A 15,317-nucleotide genomic window follows, 5' to 3' on the forward strand; every position below is an offset into this window, starting at 1 on the left:
GAGCGCGTCATCCTGAGGTGCCAACCTGATACCCGACCTGAGACGTAGCTTGCCGTCTTCCGGCGGCGTACGCGATCGGTGATACCCCTGAGAGTGACCCTGATTCGCCCTGGTTAATGAACCGTGGTTCAATAATGACATGGCGAGACCCCGCACCATCACCGACGAGCGACTGCTGGAAGCGGCGGGAACCGTGATCGGCATGGTCGGACCGGGTTTCACGCTGGCCCAGGTGGCGGCGGAGGCCGGTGTCGCGGTCGGCACCGTCGCCCAGCGGTTCGGTTCGAAGAACGGCCTTCTGCTGGCGTTGAGCCGGGCGAACACGCGATCCGTCGTGGGGCGGATGCGGGAATGTGGCGAGCTGGACGATCCGGTGGAGGCGCTGCGCGCGGCGGTCGTCGTGGTCTACGAGGGCTTGGGCGACGCGGAGACGGCGGCGAACCATCTCGGGCAGCTGGGCGTGGACATCGGTGACCCGGAGCTGCGTGCCCTGCTCGGTGAACATTTCACCGCCGTGGAAGCGGAATTGCGACGGCTGACACGCGTCGCGGCGCGTGACCTCCCGGGTGCGCCGGGTGTCGTCCGCGCGGCGCGGGTGTTGCTGGGGGTGGCGAACGGGGCCGCGCTGGACTGGTCGATCCGGCCGAAGGGCCGGATCGCCGAACGGATGGGGCAAGACGTGGACGCGGTGCTGACCGCGTGGAAAGGAGTGTCCTGAATGGACCGGAAAGTGGCCGTGGTCGCGGGGGCGACGCGGGGATGCGGCCGGGCGATCGCGGTGGAGCTGGGCAGGCTCGGCTGGACGGTGTTCGTCACCGGCCGTACGACGCGTGAACACCAGTCGCCGATGAAGCGTTCGGAGACGATCGAAGACACGGCGGAGCTCGTCGACGCGGCGGGCGGGTGGGGCATCCCCGTCCGGACCGACTTCACCGTGGTGTCCGATGTGGACGCGCTGAAGCGGCGAATCGAGTCTGAAGTGGACGGCCGGATCGACGTACTGGTCGACGACGTCTGGGGCGGCGACCAGTACGCGGACTTCGAGGGGGCGTACTGGGACTCCAGCCTCGACGACGCGCTCACCCTGGTGCACAACGCGATCGACACGCATCTGATCGCGTTGCACCGGCTTCTCCCGCTGGTGGTGAAGCGGGAGGGCGGCCTCGTCATCGAGGTCACCGACGGCGACCACGACGAGTACGTCGGCGCGGGGATCCCGTACTTCCTCGCGAAATGCGGCATCCGCGCGATCGGCAGGGCGCTCGGCGCCGAACTGAAGAAGTACGACTGCGTCGGCATGACCGTCACGCCGGGTTTCCTGCGGTCGGAGGCGATGCTCGACCACTTCGGGGTCACCGAGGAGACCTGGCGGGACGCGGTGGGCAAGTCCGCTCCGGTCGACTTCGCCATCTCGGAGACCCCGGCGCTGCTCGGGCGGGGTGTCGCGAAGTTGGCGACCGACCCGGAGGTCTCGCGGTTCGCGGGCAAGACGCTCGCGTCGTGGACGTTGATGAACGAGTACGGCCTGGCCGACGTCGACGGCTCACGCCCCGACTTCGGCAAGTGGATGGCCGAAGTCCGGGACGCGGGCAAGGATCCGGAGACGGCGGAGCACGCCCTGTACCGCTGAGGCGCCGGCCTGGAGCCTCGTGAGTGGCTAGGACGGTTAGAACCGTCCTAGCCACTCACGAGTTCTTCCCGGCCAGCACGTCCAGGTAGTGCTGGTTGAACATGACGCCGAGGACGTTGCCGAACGGGTCGACGACGGCCGCGGTCACGAAGCCCGGCCCGCGCTCGATGATCGGCTCGTACTCCTTCGCGCCCTTCTCGAGCAGCTTCGTGAAGGCGTCCTCGACGTTGTCGACGGCCCAGTTCGCGATGGCGCCACCGGGGCCGGGCTGGGCCATCGACGGCCGGAAGTCGCCGCGGACCAGGCCGAACTCGTGCTGGTAGTCGCCGATCCGGAACTCGGCGTACGCCGGCGTTCCGTCGGGACCGTTGCGGACGAAGTACGGCTCGATCCCGAAGAGATCGGAGTACCACTCGATCGCGGCGGTCATGTCGTCGGCGTAGAACGTGGTGGTGGTGAGACCTCGCAGCATTTCCTTCTCCTCAAGTAGTGGCTCTGAGGACAAGGATCCACCGCAAAGTGCTCACCGAATGACCACTTTTCCGAGGCGCTTCTCAGGTGACCCCGGGACGCGCCAGCCCGGTCTCGTACGCGAGCACCACGGCCTGCACCCGGTCACGCAGATCCAGCTTCGACAGGATGCGCCCGACGTGCGTCTTCACCGTCGCCTCGGACAGGAACAGCGTCTCGGCGATCTCCAGGTTCGAGAGGCCTTTCGCGATCAGCACGAGCACCTCCCGCTCCCGTTCGGTGAGGACGTCGAGCTCGGCCGCGTCCCGCAGGGGTTTCCCGCCGCCGCCGACGAACCGGTCGAGCAGCCGCCGGGTCACCGACGGCGAGACCACGGCGTCGCCCGAAGCGACCGCCCGCAGCGCCGACACCAGGTGATCCGGCTGCGTGTCCTTCAGCAGGAAGCCGCTCGCCCCGCCCTGCAACGCCGAATAGACGTACTCGTCCAGGTCGAACGTCGTCATCACGAGCACCCGCGCCGTCCCGGCCTCGACGATCCGTTTCGTCGCCTCGACCCCGTCCAGCACCGGCATCCGGACGTCCATCAGCACGACGTCGGGCCGCAGTTCCTCCGCCAGGCGGATGGCCTGCGCGCCGTCGCCCGCCTCGCCGACGACGTCGATGTCGGCCTGTGCGCCCAGGACCATCCGGAACCCGACGCGCATCAATTCCTGGTCGTCGACGACCACCACCCGTATCACGTCGCCAACCTAACCGGGAGCCTCGCGTGCACCTGCCACCCTCCACCGGGGGCGGGCCCGACCTCCAGCGTGCCGCCGAAGACGTTCGCCCGTTCCCTCATTCCGATCAATCCGTTCCCACCGGGGACGGTGAGTCTTCGAGGCGGCGCGGCGTGCTTAGCCGCCGCGGGCACCAGTTGTTTCGCGCGGCCGGCGCCGTCGTCGGTGACCTTGACGTCGATCACGTCCGCCTCCCGCCGCACCACCACCTCGGCCTGCGCACCCTGGCCTGCGTGTTTCAGCGTGTTCGTCAGCGACTCCTGCACGATCCGGTACACGCCGAGGGACACCCCGGCGGGCAGCCCGGCGAGCGCGTCCGAACCGATCGCCAGCGTCACCGGCACCCCCGCCTGGCGGATCCGGTCCGCCAGGTCGGTCAGCGCGCTGGCGTCCGGCTGCGGCACGCGCGGCTCGTCGTCGCCGTCGCTGCGGAGCACGTCCAGCAGCCGCCGCAGCTCGGCGAGCGCGCCGCGGCCGGTCTCCGAAATCGTCTGCAAGGCCCGTTTCGCCATCTCGGGATTCCCGTCGACCGCGTAGGACGCGCCGTCGGCCTGCACGACCATCACGCTCACCGCGTGCGCGACGACGTCGTGCAGCTCACGGGCGATACGTCCGCGTTCTTCGCCGACGGCGATCCTGGTCGCCTGGTCCCGTTCCGTTTCAAGTAGATGCAACCTGGCTTCCACCTCCTCGTGATAGGCGCGCCTCGCGCCGGCGAACTCGCCGAGCGTCCAGCACAGTGCGCTGGAGAAGACGCCGATGATCGCCAGCACCCACACGTCCTCCGGCGGATCGACCCAAAGCTGGATCCCCGAAGTGACCAGCGTCGCCACCAGATACAGCAGCCCCTGTTTGCGGCCGACGTAGACCAGTACCGAGTAGATGCTGATCATCACGGCGAACGCGCTGGCGGCGCCCAGTTCCAGCGCGCCGTGCGGGATGCCGATCAGCAGCACCAGGTACGCCGACCACAGCGTCGCCTTCCGCCGGAAGACCAGCGGGGCGACCATCGCGATGTCCAGCGGCACCGTCACGTACCAAGGCGGCATCGGGACTTCCGGCGTTTCGGTCGCCGCCACGTAGACCAGCAGGTCGGTCAGCAGCAGGACGACGGCGATGAGACTGTCCCCCGCCATGGGGTGGGCACGCATCCAGAGGCTCAACCGTCGCACCTGGTAACACTATGTCGGCCGGTGCCGCTCGCGCGTCGGTCGCCGGTACCACCTTCGGTGCGACCCGAGGATGAGCGGCATGGCACGATTCCCCTCGGTGTGCTCGACGACTGGGAGGGGTGGGCACCGTGACCTCAGCGCCGGAGCAGGGGCGTCTGGCCGGCCCGCTGTCGATGTCGGTGGCGAACCTCTGCCACCGCCTCCAGCCCCAGGTGTCCGCGCGGACCGCGGCCGGTTTCGCCGAGGTGCTGCGGCGTCTGGGCGGCCCGTTGCAGGTCGCCGTCGCGGGCCGGATCAAATCGGGGAAGTCCACCCTGGTCAACGCCCTGATCGGGCGCCGGGTCGCGCCGACCGACGTCGGCGAGTGCACCCGGCTGGTCACCAGGTTCCAGTACGGCACGGTCGACCGTGTCGAGATCGTCTTCAACGACGGCCGCAAACAGGTGCTGCCCTTCTCCGCCGACGGGATGATCCCGGCCGAATTGGGCATCGACATCGACAAGGTCTCGCATATCGAGGCGTACCTCACCAACGCGGTCCTGCAGGGTATGACCGTGATCGACACCCCGGGCCTCGGCTCGCTCGACGCGGCTTCGGTGTCGCGGACCGAGGAGCTGCTGGGCGCGGCGAAGCACCGCAAGCCCGAAGACGGTGACGAGGAGGAAGAAGGCTCCGACGAGCTGGACGACACCTCGCGCAACGCCGTCGCGGGCGCCGAAGCCGTCCTCTACGTGGTCACCCAGGGCGTACGCGCCGACGACCAGCAGGCGCTCGCCGCGTTCACCGCCGCGACGGCGAGCCGCGAGGCGGGCCCGGTCAACGCGATCGCGGTGCTCAACAAGGCGGACACCATCGCGCCGGAGTCGGTCGAAGGCTCGGGCGGCGACGTGTGGAAGGCCGCGACGCTGCTGTCGGAGAAGCAGGCCGCGACGCTGAAGCCCCGCGTCGCCGACGTGCTGCCGGTGATCGGGCTGATCGCGGAGTCGGCCGAGTCCGGCGGGTTCACCTCGCCCGACGCCGAAGCGCTGCGTCAGCTGGCCGAGATGGACGACGACATCCTCGAGACCATGCTGATCTCGGCGGACATCTTCACCAGCTGGGAATGCGACGTCGCCGCGGGCACCCGGCTGCGGCTGCTGGAGAAGCTGGACCTGTTCGGCGTGCGGTACGCCGTCGAGGCGATCCGCAAGGAACCGGAGATCACCGCGGGCTCGCTGCGGCGGAAGCTGCTCGACGCCTCCGGGCTCGAAGCCGTCCGCCAGCGGCTGAGCATCGTCTTCGCCGCCCGCGCCGACGGCATCAAGGCGGCGGCCGCGCTGGCCTCGGTCACGGCGCTGGCCCACGCGTCCGGCGACCCGGCCGAACGGCAGCGCGTCCACGACGCGATCGAGGTCCTGCTCGCCAAGCCCGAGGCACACCAGCTGCGGCTGCTCGAAGCGCTCACGCTGGTCGCGTCCGGCGCCGTCGACATGCCCGAGGACCTGTCCGAGGAGGTCCTGCGGGTCGGCAGCAACGCGGACATCGGCGCCCAGCTGGGCAAGCCGGGCGCTCCGCGCACCGAGCTCGCGGCCCACGCCCTGGAGCGCGCCGGTTGGTGGCGCTCCTTCGCATCTTTCGGCGCGACGCCCGCGCAGAGCCGCGTCGCGCACGTCGTGCACCGGGCGTACTTCCTCATCTGGCAGCAGATCCGCGACTGACCCCCCACGCAATTAGTCACCTACTTGCCCCTGGAGCGCCTCCGTGCGCCGGAAAACGTCCAGGCAAGTAGGTGACTAATTGCGTGGGATTGATAAACCGAGCGCTCGGTCTAATAATGAGCGCATGGAAACGATCGTCGACGAGCCCCAGTGGCTGCGCACGGCCTCTTGGCTCGGCTGCCCGCTGGCGGGCGCCGCGCTGGGCTGGTTCCTCCAGTCGATTTCGGGCTGGGTGGCGTCCCTGAGCTGGGTCCCGTTCAAGGGCCCCTTCCAGCTCGTCTCGGATATGCCGCGGCCATGGGGCACGGTCACCGGGATCGGCGTCGGCCTGGCCCTCGGCCTGTTCTTCGCAGCGGTCTGGGCGCACGAGCGGCTGATCGTCAAGGTGACGCCGACCCGCATCACGCTGACCACCAAGGGCCGCAGTCGCGCGTACGAAGCACAGCTGGAGGCCGTCTTCCTCGACGGCAAGGAGCTCGTCCTGCTCGCCTCCGACGGGCGGGAACTGGTCCGGCAGAAGGCCGACGTCGACCGCAAAGCCGTCGCCAAGGCCTTCCTCGACCACGGCTACCCGTGGCAGGACGAGCCACCGGCGGTGAAATGAGGACGGTCGACCCGGCCAAACACGAGGCGAAACGCCGCGCCATCCTCGACGCCGCCGCGGGCTGTTTCGCGATGAAGGGCTTCGAGAAGACGACGACGGCGGAGATCTGCCGTGCCGCGGGGATCAGCACCGGCAGCCTGTTCCACTACTTCCCCAACAAGCGCGCGGTGTTCGTCGGCATCTTCGAGCAGGACGCCGACGAGACCGCTGCCCTGCTCGCAGCCGCCGAAGAGATCGAGGATCCGGCGGAAGCCGTCCTCCAGGTCATCACCCACGTCTCGGAACAGCTTCTGCATCCGGTCATCGCCAAGCTGGTCCTCGAGGTCGCCGCGCAGTGTTCCCGTGACGCCGAGCTGGCCAGGCTCATCCAGGGCAACGACCGCGCGCTGCGCGACGGTCTCGTCGGCCTGGTGAAGCGGGCGGTGGACGCGGGCCGGATCGATCCCGGTTTCGAGCCGAAGACGGTGGCCAGCTGGCTCGTCGCCTTGGTCGACGCGCCACTTTCCCGCGTGATTCTGGAGCCGGACCTCGATCCGGCGGCGGAACTCGCGGTGATGAAGGAGCTGATCGCCAGATTCCTCCGTCCCGTTCTGCCGATTTCGCCCCCGGCCGGCGGGCTCGTGGCCGACACTGGTGAAATCTCCCCGGGCTGATCGATAAGCCCGGGACACCAGTTACGGGGGTCGATTCGGGTGGGTGCCTGGCTGCGCAAGAAGGCGGTCGAAACTGTGCAGATCGAAAGCGTGAATCCGGACGATGTGCCGACCGGCCAGATCTCCGCGGCGATCATCGCCGAAGCGGATGGCGAGACTTCGCCGTCCGAGGGAACCGAGGCCGTCGAAGCCGCGTCGAACACCGATGTGGAGTCCACGACCACGGGTCCGGCCGACCTCGAACAGGCTCTCGCCGACAGGCAGACGCTGATCCAGCTGTGCCTGTACGCCCTCGATCGCGCGCGCAGCGGCGGCGTCGTCGAGCGGCTCGAACACGGTCTCGCCGGGATCGGCGTCCGTGCCCTGCGCCCGGACGGCGAGCGGTTCGACCCCGCCGTGCACGAGGCGGGTGGCGCGGTCGCGACCGAGGATCCGGCGCTCGAAGGGCTCGTCGCGGAGACCGAGGTGGTCGGTTTCGCCGATCACGAGCGGGTCCTGCGCGCGCCGATCGTCATCGTCTACGCGAAGAAGGCCCAGTGACGGCTCCGAGCGCGGCGGCCAACCTCCCGGCGGTCGTGAAGAGCACGCGCGAACAACTGCTCACCGTCGTCCGCGAAGCCGATCCTCAGGCCGCGAAATGGGTCGAGGACATCCGGAAGGCGCGGCCGAAGAAGCCGTCGGTGGTGGTGGTCGGTGAGACCAACCGCGGCAAGAGCTCGCTGGTGAACGCGCTCCTGTCCATGCCGGGACTGTCCCCTGTGGACGCCGACGTCGCCACGGCGACCTATCTCGTCTTCGAGCACGGCGAACAATGGTCCGCGCAGGCCTGCTACCCGGGCCAGCTGGCGCCGGTGCCGATCAACCTCAACGAACTGATCCACTGGGTTTCGGCCGCGCACGAACTGCCCGAAGGACAGATCCCGCCGCGTTACGTCGAGGTCTCGGGTCCGGTCCCACTGCTCGAACGAGTGTCCATTGTGGACACGCCTGGGGTCGGCGGGCTCGACTCGATGCACGGGGAACTGGCGAAGGAGGCCGCCGCCGGCGCCACCGCGCTGCTGTTCGTCGTGGACGCGTCGTCGCCGTTCACCGCGCAGGAGCTGCACTTCCTGCACGACATGGGCGAACGCGTCGAGACCGTGTTGTTCGCGCTGACCAAGACCGACCAGTTCCGCGGCTGGCGCGAGGTCCTCGAAGCCGACCGGCGGCTGCTCGCCGAGCACGCCCCCCGGTTCGCCGACGCGGTGTTCCACCCGGTTTCCGCGCGCATGTTCGAGACGGCGGCCAAGGCCCCGAACGAGCAGATGGCCACGATGCTGCGCGAGAAGGCCGGGATCGCCGCGTTGCAGGGCGCGTTGCAGGAGATGCTGGTCGGCCGCTCGGCGATGCTGGGCGAGGCCAACACCCTGCGCGCGCTGTCGAGCGCGCTCGGCGAGCTCAAGGCGAAACTTCAGGCGGAAAGCCGCGCGCTGTCCGCCGGTGAGGCCGAAGCCGAACAGCTGCGCCAGCGTCGTGACGACCTCACCACCGAACGCCGGTCTTCGACGCGGGGCTGGCAGCTGAAGCTGCGCGCGGAGATCCAGCGGACGCGCGTCGAGGTCGGGCACGAGACCAGCAGGCAGATGCGCGACGCGTCGACGCATTTCCGGCAGCTGATCGACGGCGCGAAACGGGACGCCCTCGCCGCGCTGCCCCAGCAGGTCGACATCGCGTTGCAGACGACGTCGCAGCGGATCTCGATGCTGCTCTCGCAGCGGCTCAACCAGGTCACCAACGTCGCGCTTTCGGAGCTGTTCTCGCCCGAAGAGCTCGAAATCATCCGCGGCCAGTTCGCCAGGGCGGGCGGCCCGCCGGTCGTGCTGCGCCCGCCGGACAAGAAACCGCCGACGGCCGAGGACAAACTGCTCATCTTCATGGGGGTTTCCGGTGGCCTCGGCGCCGGCAAGGTCGCCGCGCTGCCGCTGGCCGGGGTCGCGATCCTGAACCCGGTGATCCTGCCCGCCACGATCATCATCGGCCTCGGCGCCGGCTGGTGGATGGCGCGGACCCGCAAACACGCGTCGGACAAGCAGCATATGAAGCAGTGGCTGGTCGAGGCGATCGCCGACGCGCGGTCCACGCTGGACCAGCTCGTCGCGGAGCAGCTGATCGAGGCCGAACAGCAGCTGTCGATGGCGCTCGACGAAGCCCTCGGCCGCCGCATCGACGCGATCGAGGCGGAGCTGAAGGAAGTCGACAAGACGATCAAGATGGGCGCGCAGGAACGGGCGAAGAAGATCTCGGTCGTCGCGAAGCGCCTGAAGGACGTGTCGGACGGCAGGGACCGCGCTGAGGCACTGCTCGGTCGCATTCGGTCACTGCGCGACAATCAAGCGTGACCTTTCCTCGGCGACGCGGCAGCCGGCGTGGCGATCGACCACCTTTCGCGGTGCTCCCGCTCCCGACGGCTCGGGTGGGTGGTCCTGTTGTGGACCGGAACCGAACCGGCCTACGGTGAGTCATAAGCTTCGACACACCAGCAGGTCAACGAGGGGGTTATCCCATGTGGGTCGACGAGAGCGGCGGCACGGACACCGAGTCGGGCTCCACCGAAGCGGTCACCGTCCACGTTGACGGCGAGGAGTACCAGGCCGAGCTCAACTACGACCTCGACAAGGACGGCGTCAACGACGCCGCGGTCATCCAGCACGAGGACGGCACCGGCCAGGCGTTCGTCGACACCGACGGCGACGGCGAGGCCGACCAGTACGCGGTGCTCGACGAGAACGGCAAGGTCGTCCAGGAGGCCGTCTACGACGAGGCATCCGGCGCCTGGGTCGAAGCGGGTGGCGGCGGAAACGACGACGGTTCCGACGCGGGCACCAGCGGCACCATGCACGCCGACATGCCCAATGGCGACGTCGAGGTCGGCCCGCCCACCATTGACACGGACGGTGACGGAACCCCCGATACCGCCGTCATTCAGACGGAGGACGGCCGCACGATCGCCTTCACCGACAAGGACGGCGACGGCAGCGCCGACATCGCGGTGGAGACCGACGCTTCCGGCAACTCCAAGACCTACGAGCACACCGGGCCCGGCCAGTGGACCGAAGTCGGCAGCGGTGTGGTCAACAACGACATCGGCGCGGCCTTCGCGAGCGTCCCGGCGACCGAAGGGGACCCGGCGGGCGACGCGGCGTGGGGTGGCGCGGGCACCGAAACACTCGAAGGGGTGGCGAAGATCGATTCCGCCACCGGTCAGTGGATCAGCCCCAACTGATTCCCGAAATGGCCTGGACCAATACAAGAATGGTCCAGGCCAATTCGAAGCCGCTATTCCTGTAATCCTGGTCACAGAACAGCCCGGTACGACACCTCGTACCGGGCTTTCTCGTGTCCGATTCGTCCTTCGCGCGCCTCGCGCCTGTGCCATCGATCACCGGAAGAATTTCTGCGTATGGCCCATTCCGGTGATACTGAATCGATTCCCTTATCGTTCTTGTGAGAGAACCGACAGGTCAGCTCTCGGTTACCTGCCGGTCATCCGGCTACTCTCGGGGAATCCCAAAACCTGCACACCGGCTTTCCCGCCGGTGTGCGAAGCCATTCGGTCGCCGGCATCGAAGCCCGCATCGGAACAGCGTCGTTCCCGGTGTGGGCTTCTGCCGTCGGAAGTCAGGAGTAGAGATGACCGCAGTCGCCATCCCTGGACTGGAAAATGCGCCTACGACGCACAGTGGCGTGCTGTCCTGGGTCCGGGAGGTCGCCGAACTGACCACTCCGGACCGCGTGGTGTGGGTCGACGGGTCCGACGAAGAGGCCGCGCGCATCAACGCCGAGCTGGTCTCCGCCGGCACGTTCGTGCAGCTCGACGCGAAGCCCAACTCGTACTGGGCGGCTTCCGACCCGAATGACGTCGCCCGGGTCGAAGAGCGCACCTTCATCTGTTCGGAGAACGAAGAGGACGCCGGTCCCACCAACAACTGGATGGACCCGGCCGAGATGAAGGCCACGATGACCGAGCTGTACCGCGGATGCATGCGCGGTCGCACGATGTACGTGATCCCCTTCTGCATGGGCCCCCTCGGAGCCGAGGACCCCAAGCTCGGCATCGAGATCACCGACTTCGCCTACGTCGTCGCCTCCATGCGCGTGATGACCCGCGCCGGCAAGGCCGCGCTGGACAAGTTCGTCACCGAGGACGGCACCGAGCGCGAGTTCGTCCCCGCCTTGCACTCCGTCGGCGCGCCGCTGGAGCCGGGCCAGGAGGACGTTTCCTGGCCGTGCAACACCACCAAGTACATCTCGCACTTCCCCGAGACCCGCGAGATCTGGAGCTACGGCTCCGGCTACGGCGGCAACTCGCTGCTGGGCAAGAAGTGCTACTCGCTGCGCATCGGCTCGGTCATCGCCCGCGACGAGGGCTGGCTGGCCGAGCACATGCTGATCCTCAAGCTGATCTCGCCCGAGGACAAGGTCCACTACGTCGCGGCGGCGTTCCCGAGCGCCTGCGGCAAGACCAACCTCGCCATGCTGCAGCCGACCATCCCCGGCTGGCGCGCCGAGACGCTCGGTGACGACATCGCGTGGATGCGGTTCGGCGAGGACGGCCGCCTGTACGCGGTGAACCCCGAGTTCGGTTTCTTCGGCGTCGCCCCGGGCACCGACTGGCACACCAACCCCAACGCGATGCGCACCATCGAAAAGGGCAACACGGTCTACACGAACGTCGCGCTCACCGACGACGGCGACGTCTGGTGGGAGGGCATGGGCGAGAAGCCCGCGCACGCCACCTCCTGGAAGAAGCAGGACTGGACGCCCGAGTCGGAAGAGAAGGCCGCGCACCCGAACTCGCGCTACTGCACGCCGATGTCGCAGTGCCCGATCCTCGCGCCCGAGTGGGACGACCCGCAGGGCGTGCCGATCTCGGCGATCCTGTTCGGTGGCCGCCGCAAGACCACGGTCCCGCTGGTGAACGAGGCCCGCGACTGGCAGCACGGCGTGTTCATGGGCGCCACCATGTCGTCGGAGACCACCGCGGCCGCCGCCGGCGCGGTCGGCAACGTGCGCCGCGACCCGATGGCCATGCTGCCGTTCCTCGGCTACCACGCCGGTGACTACTTCAAGCACTGGCTGGACCTCGGCAAGAACGCCGACGCGGACAAGCTGCCGAAGATCTTCTACGTCAACTGGTTCCGCCGTGGCGACGACGGCCGTTTCCTGTGGCCGGGCTTCGGCGAGAACTCGCGGATCCTGAAGTGGGTCATCGACCGCGTCGAGGGCAAGGGCAACGCGAACGAGACCCCGGTCGGTTTCGTGCCGAACGCCGAGGACCTCGACACCGAGGGCCTCAAGGAGCCGCTGGCCGACATCCAGGCCGCGCTCGACGTCTCCGCCGAAGAGTGGCGCCAGGAGCTGCCGCTGATCGAGGAGTGGTTCGAGAAGATCGGCGACAAGGTCCCGGCTTCGCTGCGTGACGAGCTGGACGCGCTCAAGCAGCGCCTCGGCTGATCGCCTGAACGGCGGAGAAGGCCTCATCCTCGGAGTCATTCCCGAGGATGAGGCCTTCTTCTTGCGCGCTCGGTACCGTGGCCGCATGGTCAAGTTCGGCGTCAACATGGTCGTCCCGGAGACCCGTGCGGCGTGGGTCGAGAAGTGCCGCAAGGCCGAGGATCTCGGCTTCGACGTGATCGGCGCGGCCGACCATCTCGGCATGGCACCGCCGTTCCCGGCCCTCGTGCTCGCCGCCGAGGTGACGAGCCGCCCCCGGCTCAACACCTTCGTCATCAACACCGCCTTCTACAACCCCGTGCTGCTGGCCCGCGACGTCACCGGCACGGACCAGTTCACCGAGGGCAGGCTGGAACTCGGCCTGGGGGCCGGTTACGTGAAGGCCGAATTCGAAGCGGCGGGTATGGAGTTCCCGCGCGCCGGAAAGCGCGTCGATCATCTCGAGAACACCATCAAGGTGCTCAAAAGGCTCTATGCCGACGAAAGTCACAAACCGCCGACGGTGCAGAAGCCGGGCCCGCCGCTGATGATCGCCGGACGCGGGGACAGGCTGCTCACACTCGCCGCCGAGCACGCCGACATCATCGGATTCACCGGTACGGCGGCCGTTCCCGACGGTGGCGCGCTCGCTGTCGACGACGCCGCCGGAATCGAGGAGCGGGTGAACTTCGTCCGCGGGAAACTGAACGGCCGTGAAGCCGAATTCAATATCCTCGCGCATTTCGTCGCCGTGGTCGAAGACCGGCGAACGGGTTTGGAAAGCCTGCGGGAACTACTCGACGGCAAGCTCACCGTCGACCAGCTCGCCGAACTTCCGACGGCCCTCGTCGGCACCGACGAGCAGATCGCCGAACAGATCCTGGGGCACCGCGAGCGGTTCGGTTTCACCTACTTCACCGTGCTGGAGCACAACATGGACGCGCTCGCCCCGGTGATCGAGTTGTTGCGCGACAAATGATCGACGTACGCGGGCTCGGCGTCCAGGCCGGGGAGCACTGGCTGTTCGACGGCCTCGACTTCGAAGTCGAGGCGGGCGAATGCGCCGTCATCGTCGGCCCCAACGGGGTCGGGAAGTCGACCTTGCTGCGGTGCCTCTACGGAACGCAGACTCCGCAGCGGGGCCGCGTCGTCGTCGCGGGCGGTAAGCCCGACGAACGCGAGGTTTCCTTCCGTCGCAAGGTTTCCGTGCTGTTCGACGATTCCGACTTCTTCGCCGAGCTGACCCCGTTGCAGCATCTCGAACTGCTGGAGGGCTCGTTCGGTGCCGATCTCGGCGATTTCGACGCGCTTCTGGCCGACGCGGGGCTTTCGGAACGCGCGAAGGTCACCGCTGGCAAGTTCTCGGCCGGGCAACGCCGTCGTCTGCTGCTCCTCGGCGCGACCGCGCGCCCGCACGAAGTCCTGCTGCTCGACGAGCCCGAACGGGCGCTCGACGCCGCGGGTAAGGAATGGCTGACGTCGCTGATCAAGCGTTCGACCGACGCCGGGGCGGCCGTCGTCGTGGCCACACACCATCCCCCGCTGCTCGAAGCGGCCGATTCCACCCTCGTGCTGTGGTGACCACGAAAGCCCCCACACACGTCCCAGGACGACAGCGATTCGGCGGTCTGTTCAACGGCGACTACCAGACCTTCCTGGCACTGTTCGGTTTCGGCGCGCTGTTCACCGCCTTCCAGAACCTGCCGAAACTCCGGGATTTCCTTTTCGGACAGTCCTTTGTAGACTTTCCGGCGGTGTTCGGGCTGCTGATCGTGCTGTGCGCGATTTTCTGGCGCGGCCTGCTGCGCCGCGGTTTCGTCTGGGCCGAACCGGCGGCGCTGACCTGGATGGACTTCGCCCGCGTCGACAGGCGCCGTGTCGTCGTCAAACGGATGTGGACGCTCTGGGCCGGGCTGGTCCTGGTGGTCGGCTACACCGGGGCGCTGGTCACCGCGATCGGGGGCGGCTCGAAGGACGTCTGGATCGCGATGTCGGCGCTGACCGCGTCCGGGGCGATCCTGGCCGCGGTCACCGCGCGGCGGACGGCGATCCGCGGGGAAACGCTCGCGCCGGTCGTGCTCGCCATGGCCGGTCTGGCGTTCGCCGCCGCGGGATGGGGCCCGATCGCCGTCGAGGTGCTGGCCGGCGCCCTGTTCGTGGTGGCGGTCGCGGTGGCCTTCGGCGGCGAGCCGATGTCCGGGGCCGGGCGCCAGGAACTCGTCGACGGCTGGAACGCGCGGCTCCTGCGGGCGATGGCCGCGGTCTTCATGGACCCCATGCTGCTGATCCCGGAATCGAAGCCGGTGCCGTGGCTGTCGCTGCGGCGTCCGACGACGTTGCGGCTCGCGTGGGCCGGGGTGCTGGGCCGGATGCGCTACGCGGCGGCCGGCGTGGTGATCGCGTGCCTGGTCGGCGTCGCGCACCTGGCCTTTCCGGCCATCCCGCCCACGCCGCTGTTCGCGATCGGCGCGTACGCGGCGCTCGTGCCGTTCGTCGGCGGGCTCGGCGAACTGTGGCGCAACCCCGGCCGCAGGCGGTGGCTCGGCGCGTCCGACTGGGAGTTACGGCTGGTCAACGGCCTGGTGATCGCGCTGCTCGGCCTAGTCTGGGGGATTCTGCTCGGCCTGGTGACGCTGACACTCGGGGTGGTCCCGGGATGGCCGGTGTGGCTCGCGGTCCCGCTCGCCGTCGTCGCCGCTTCGCGGACGGCGACCCGGCCGCCGATGAACTACGACGTCAGCGGTGGGGCCGCCGGATTCCAGGCCCTCCGGGGACTCGACGTGCTCGTCGTCGGTGCCGTCTTGCTCAGCGTGCTCGCCTGAGGTCACCCGTTCCCGCG

The 15,317-nt window shown here is 68.6% G+C and carries 15 protein-coding genes; 12 read left to right on the forward strand and 3 right to left on the reverse strand.

Annotated elements, in window-relative coordinates; all coding sequences use genetic code 11:
* Positions 1–139 precede the first annotated feature (139 nt).
* Together CVV72_RS29695 and CVV72_RS29700 are read left to right on the forward strand one after the other, a co-directional pair.
* The gene (locus tag CVV72_RS29695; RefSeq protein WP_219146989.1) at positions 140–718 is read left to right on the forward strand and encodes a TetR/AcrR family transcriptional regulator; all 579 of its coding nucleotides are present in this window, start codon (positions 140–142) and stop codon (positions 716–718) included.
* The gene (locus CVV72_RS29700) at positions 719–1,630 is read left to right on the forward strand and encodes an SDR family NAD(P)-dependent oxidoreductase (protein WP_219146991.1); all 912 of its coding nucleotides are present in this window, start codon (positions 719–721) and stop codon (positions 1,628–1,630) included.
* A gap of 55 nt (positions 1,631–1,685) precedes the next feature.
* Here the strand turns inward: CVV72_RS29700 and CVV72_RS29705 are convergent, their stop codons facing one another.
* The 3 genes from CVV72_RS29705 to CVV72_RS29715 form a co-directional block, all read right to left on the reverse strand.
* A complete protein-coding gene (locus CVV72_RS29705) occupies positions 1,686–2,102 on the reverse strand; it encodes a VOC family protein (protein WP_219146993.1) in 417 nt (138 codons plus the stop codon).
* Positions 2,103–2,184: 82 nt separating this feature from the next.
* The gene (locus CVV72_RS29710; RefSeq protein WP_034314242.1) at positions 2,185–2,841 is read right to left on the reverse strand and encodes a response regulator transcription factor; all 657 of its coding nucleotides are present in this window, start codon (positions 2,839–2,841) and stop codon (positions 2,185–2,187) included.
* Complete coding sequence (locus CVV72_RS29715) at positions 2,838–4,016, reverse strand: sensor histidine kinase (RefSeq protein WP_219154205.1); 1,179 nt, start codon at positions 4,014–4,016, stop codon at positions 2,838–2,840. The genes CVV72_RS29710 and CVV72_RS29715 overlap by 4 nt, the downstream gene beginning before the upstream one ends.
* A 209-nt stretch (positions 4,017–4,225) precedes the next feature.
* Between CVV72_RS29715 and CVV72_RS29720 the strand changes: the two genes are divergently transcribed.
* The 10 genes from CVV72_RS29720 to CVV72_RS29765 all read left to right on the forward strand — a co-directional run bounded on the left by CVV72_RS29720 (position 4,226) and on the right by CVV72_RS29765 (position 15,300).
* Positions 4,226–5,749 (forward strand): dynamin family protein, encoded by a 1,524-nt coding sequence (locus CVV72_RS29720; protein WP_219154206.1) that lies wholly within the window; start codon positions 4,226–4,228, stop codon positions 5,747–5,749.
* A 124-nt stretch (positions 5,750–5,873) separates the two neighbouring features.
* Positions 5,874–6,353, forward strand: coding sequence for a hypothetical protein (locus CVV72_RS29725; RefSeq protein WP_219146996.1), 480 nt, complete (start codon positions 5,874–5,876; stop codon positions 6,351–6,353).
* A complete protein-coding gene (locus tag CVV72_RS29730) occupies positions 6,350–7,006 on the forward strand; it encodes a TetR/AcrR family transcriptional regulator (RefSeq protein ID WP_219146997.1) in 657 nt (218 codons plus the stop codon). The genes CVV72_RS29725 and CVV72_RS29730 overlap by 4 nt, the downstream gene beginning before the upstream one ends.
* Before the next feature lie 39 nt (positions 7,007–7,045).
* Complete coding sequence (gene grpE, locus CVV72_RS29735; protein WP_219146999.1) at positions 7,046–7,546, forward strand: nucleotide exchange factor GrpE; 501 nt, start codon at positions 7,046–7,048, stop codon at positions 7,544–7,546.
* The gene (locus CVV72_RS29740; protein WP_219147001.1) at positions 7,543–9,384 is read left to right on the forward strand and encodes a dynamin family protein; all 1,842 of its coding nucleotides are present in this window, start codon (positions 7,543–7,545) and stop codon (positions 9,382–9,384) included. The genes grpE and CVV72_RS29740 overlap by 4 nt, the downstream gene beginning before the upstream one ends.
* Positions 9,385–9,548: 164 nt before the next feature.
* Complete coding sequence (locus tag CVV72_RS29745) at positions 9,549–10,268, forward strand: DUF6802 family protein (protein ID WP_219147003.1); 720 nt, start codon at positions 9,549–9,551, stop codon at positions 10,266–10,268.
* A gap of 407 nt (positions 10,269–10,675) precedes the next feature.
* Positions 10,676–12,499 (forward strand): phosphoenolpyruvate carboxykinase (GTP), encoded by a 1,824-nt coding sequence (locus CVV72_RS29750; protein WP_219147005.1) that lies wholly within the window; start codon positions 10,676–10,678, stop codon positions 12,497–12,499.
* Between the two features lie 85 nt (positions 12,500–12,584).
* Positions 12,585–13,457 (forward strand): LLM class F420-dependent oxidoreductase, encoded by an 873-nt coding sequence (locus tag CVV72_RS29755; protein WP_219147007.1) that lies wholly within the window; start codon positions 12,585–12,587, stop codon positions 13,455–13,457.
* Entirely contained in the window at positions 13,454–14,059 is a 606-nt protein-coding gene (locus CVV72_RS29760; RefSeq protein ID WP_219147009.1) for an ABC transporter ATP-binding protein, read from the forward strand. The genes CVV72_RS29755 and CVV72_RS29760 overlap by 4 nt, the downstream gene beginning before the upstream one ends.
* Positions 14,053–15,300 (forward strand): DUF6297 family protein, encoded by a 1,248-nt coding sequence (locus CVV72_RS29765; RefSeq protein WP_219147011.1) that lies wholly within the window; start codon positions 14,053–14,055, stop codon positions 15,298–15,300. The genes CVV72_RS29760 and CVV72_RS29765 overlap by 7 nt, the downstream gene beginning before the upstream one ends.
* Positions 15,301–15,317: the final 17 nt, after the last annotated feature.

Origin of the sequence: Amycolatopsis sp. TNS106, from assembly GCF_019330265.1 — a bacterium.
Classification (GTDB): domain Bacteria; phylum Actinomycetota; class Actinomycetes; order Mycobacteriales; family Pseudonocardiaceae; genus Amycolatopsis; species Amycolatopsis lurida.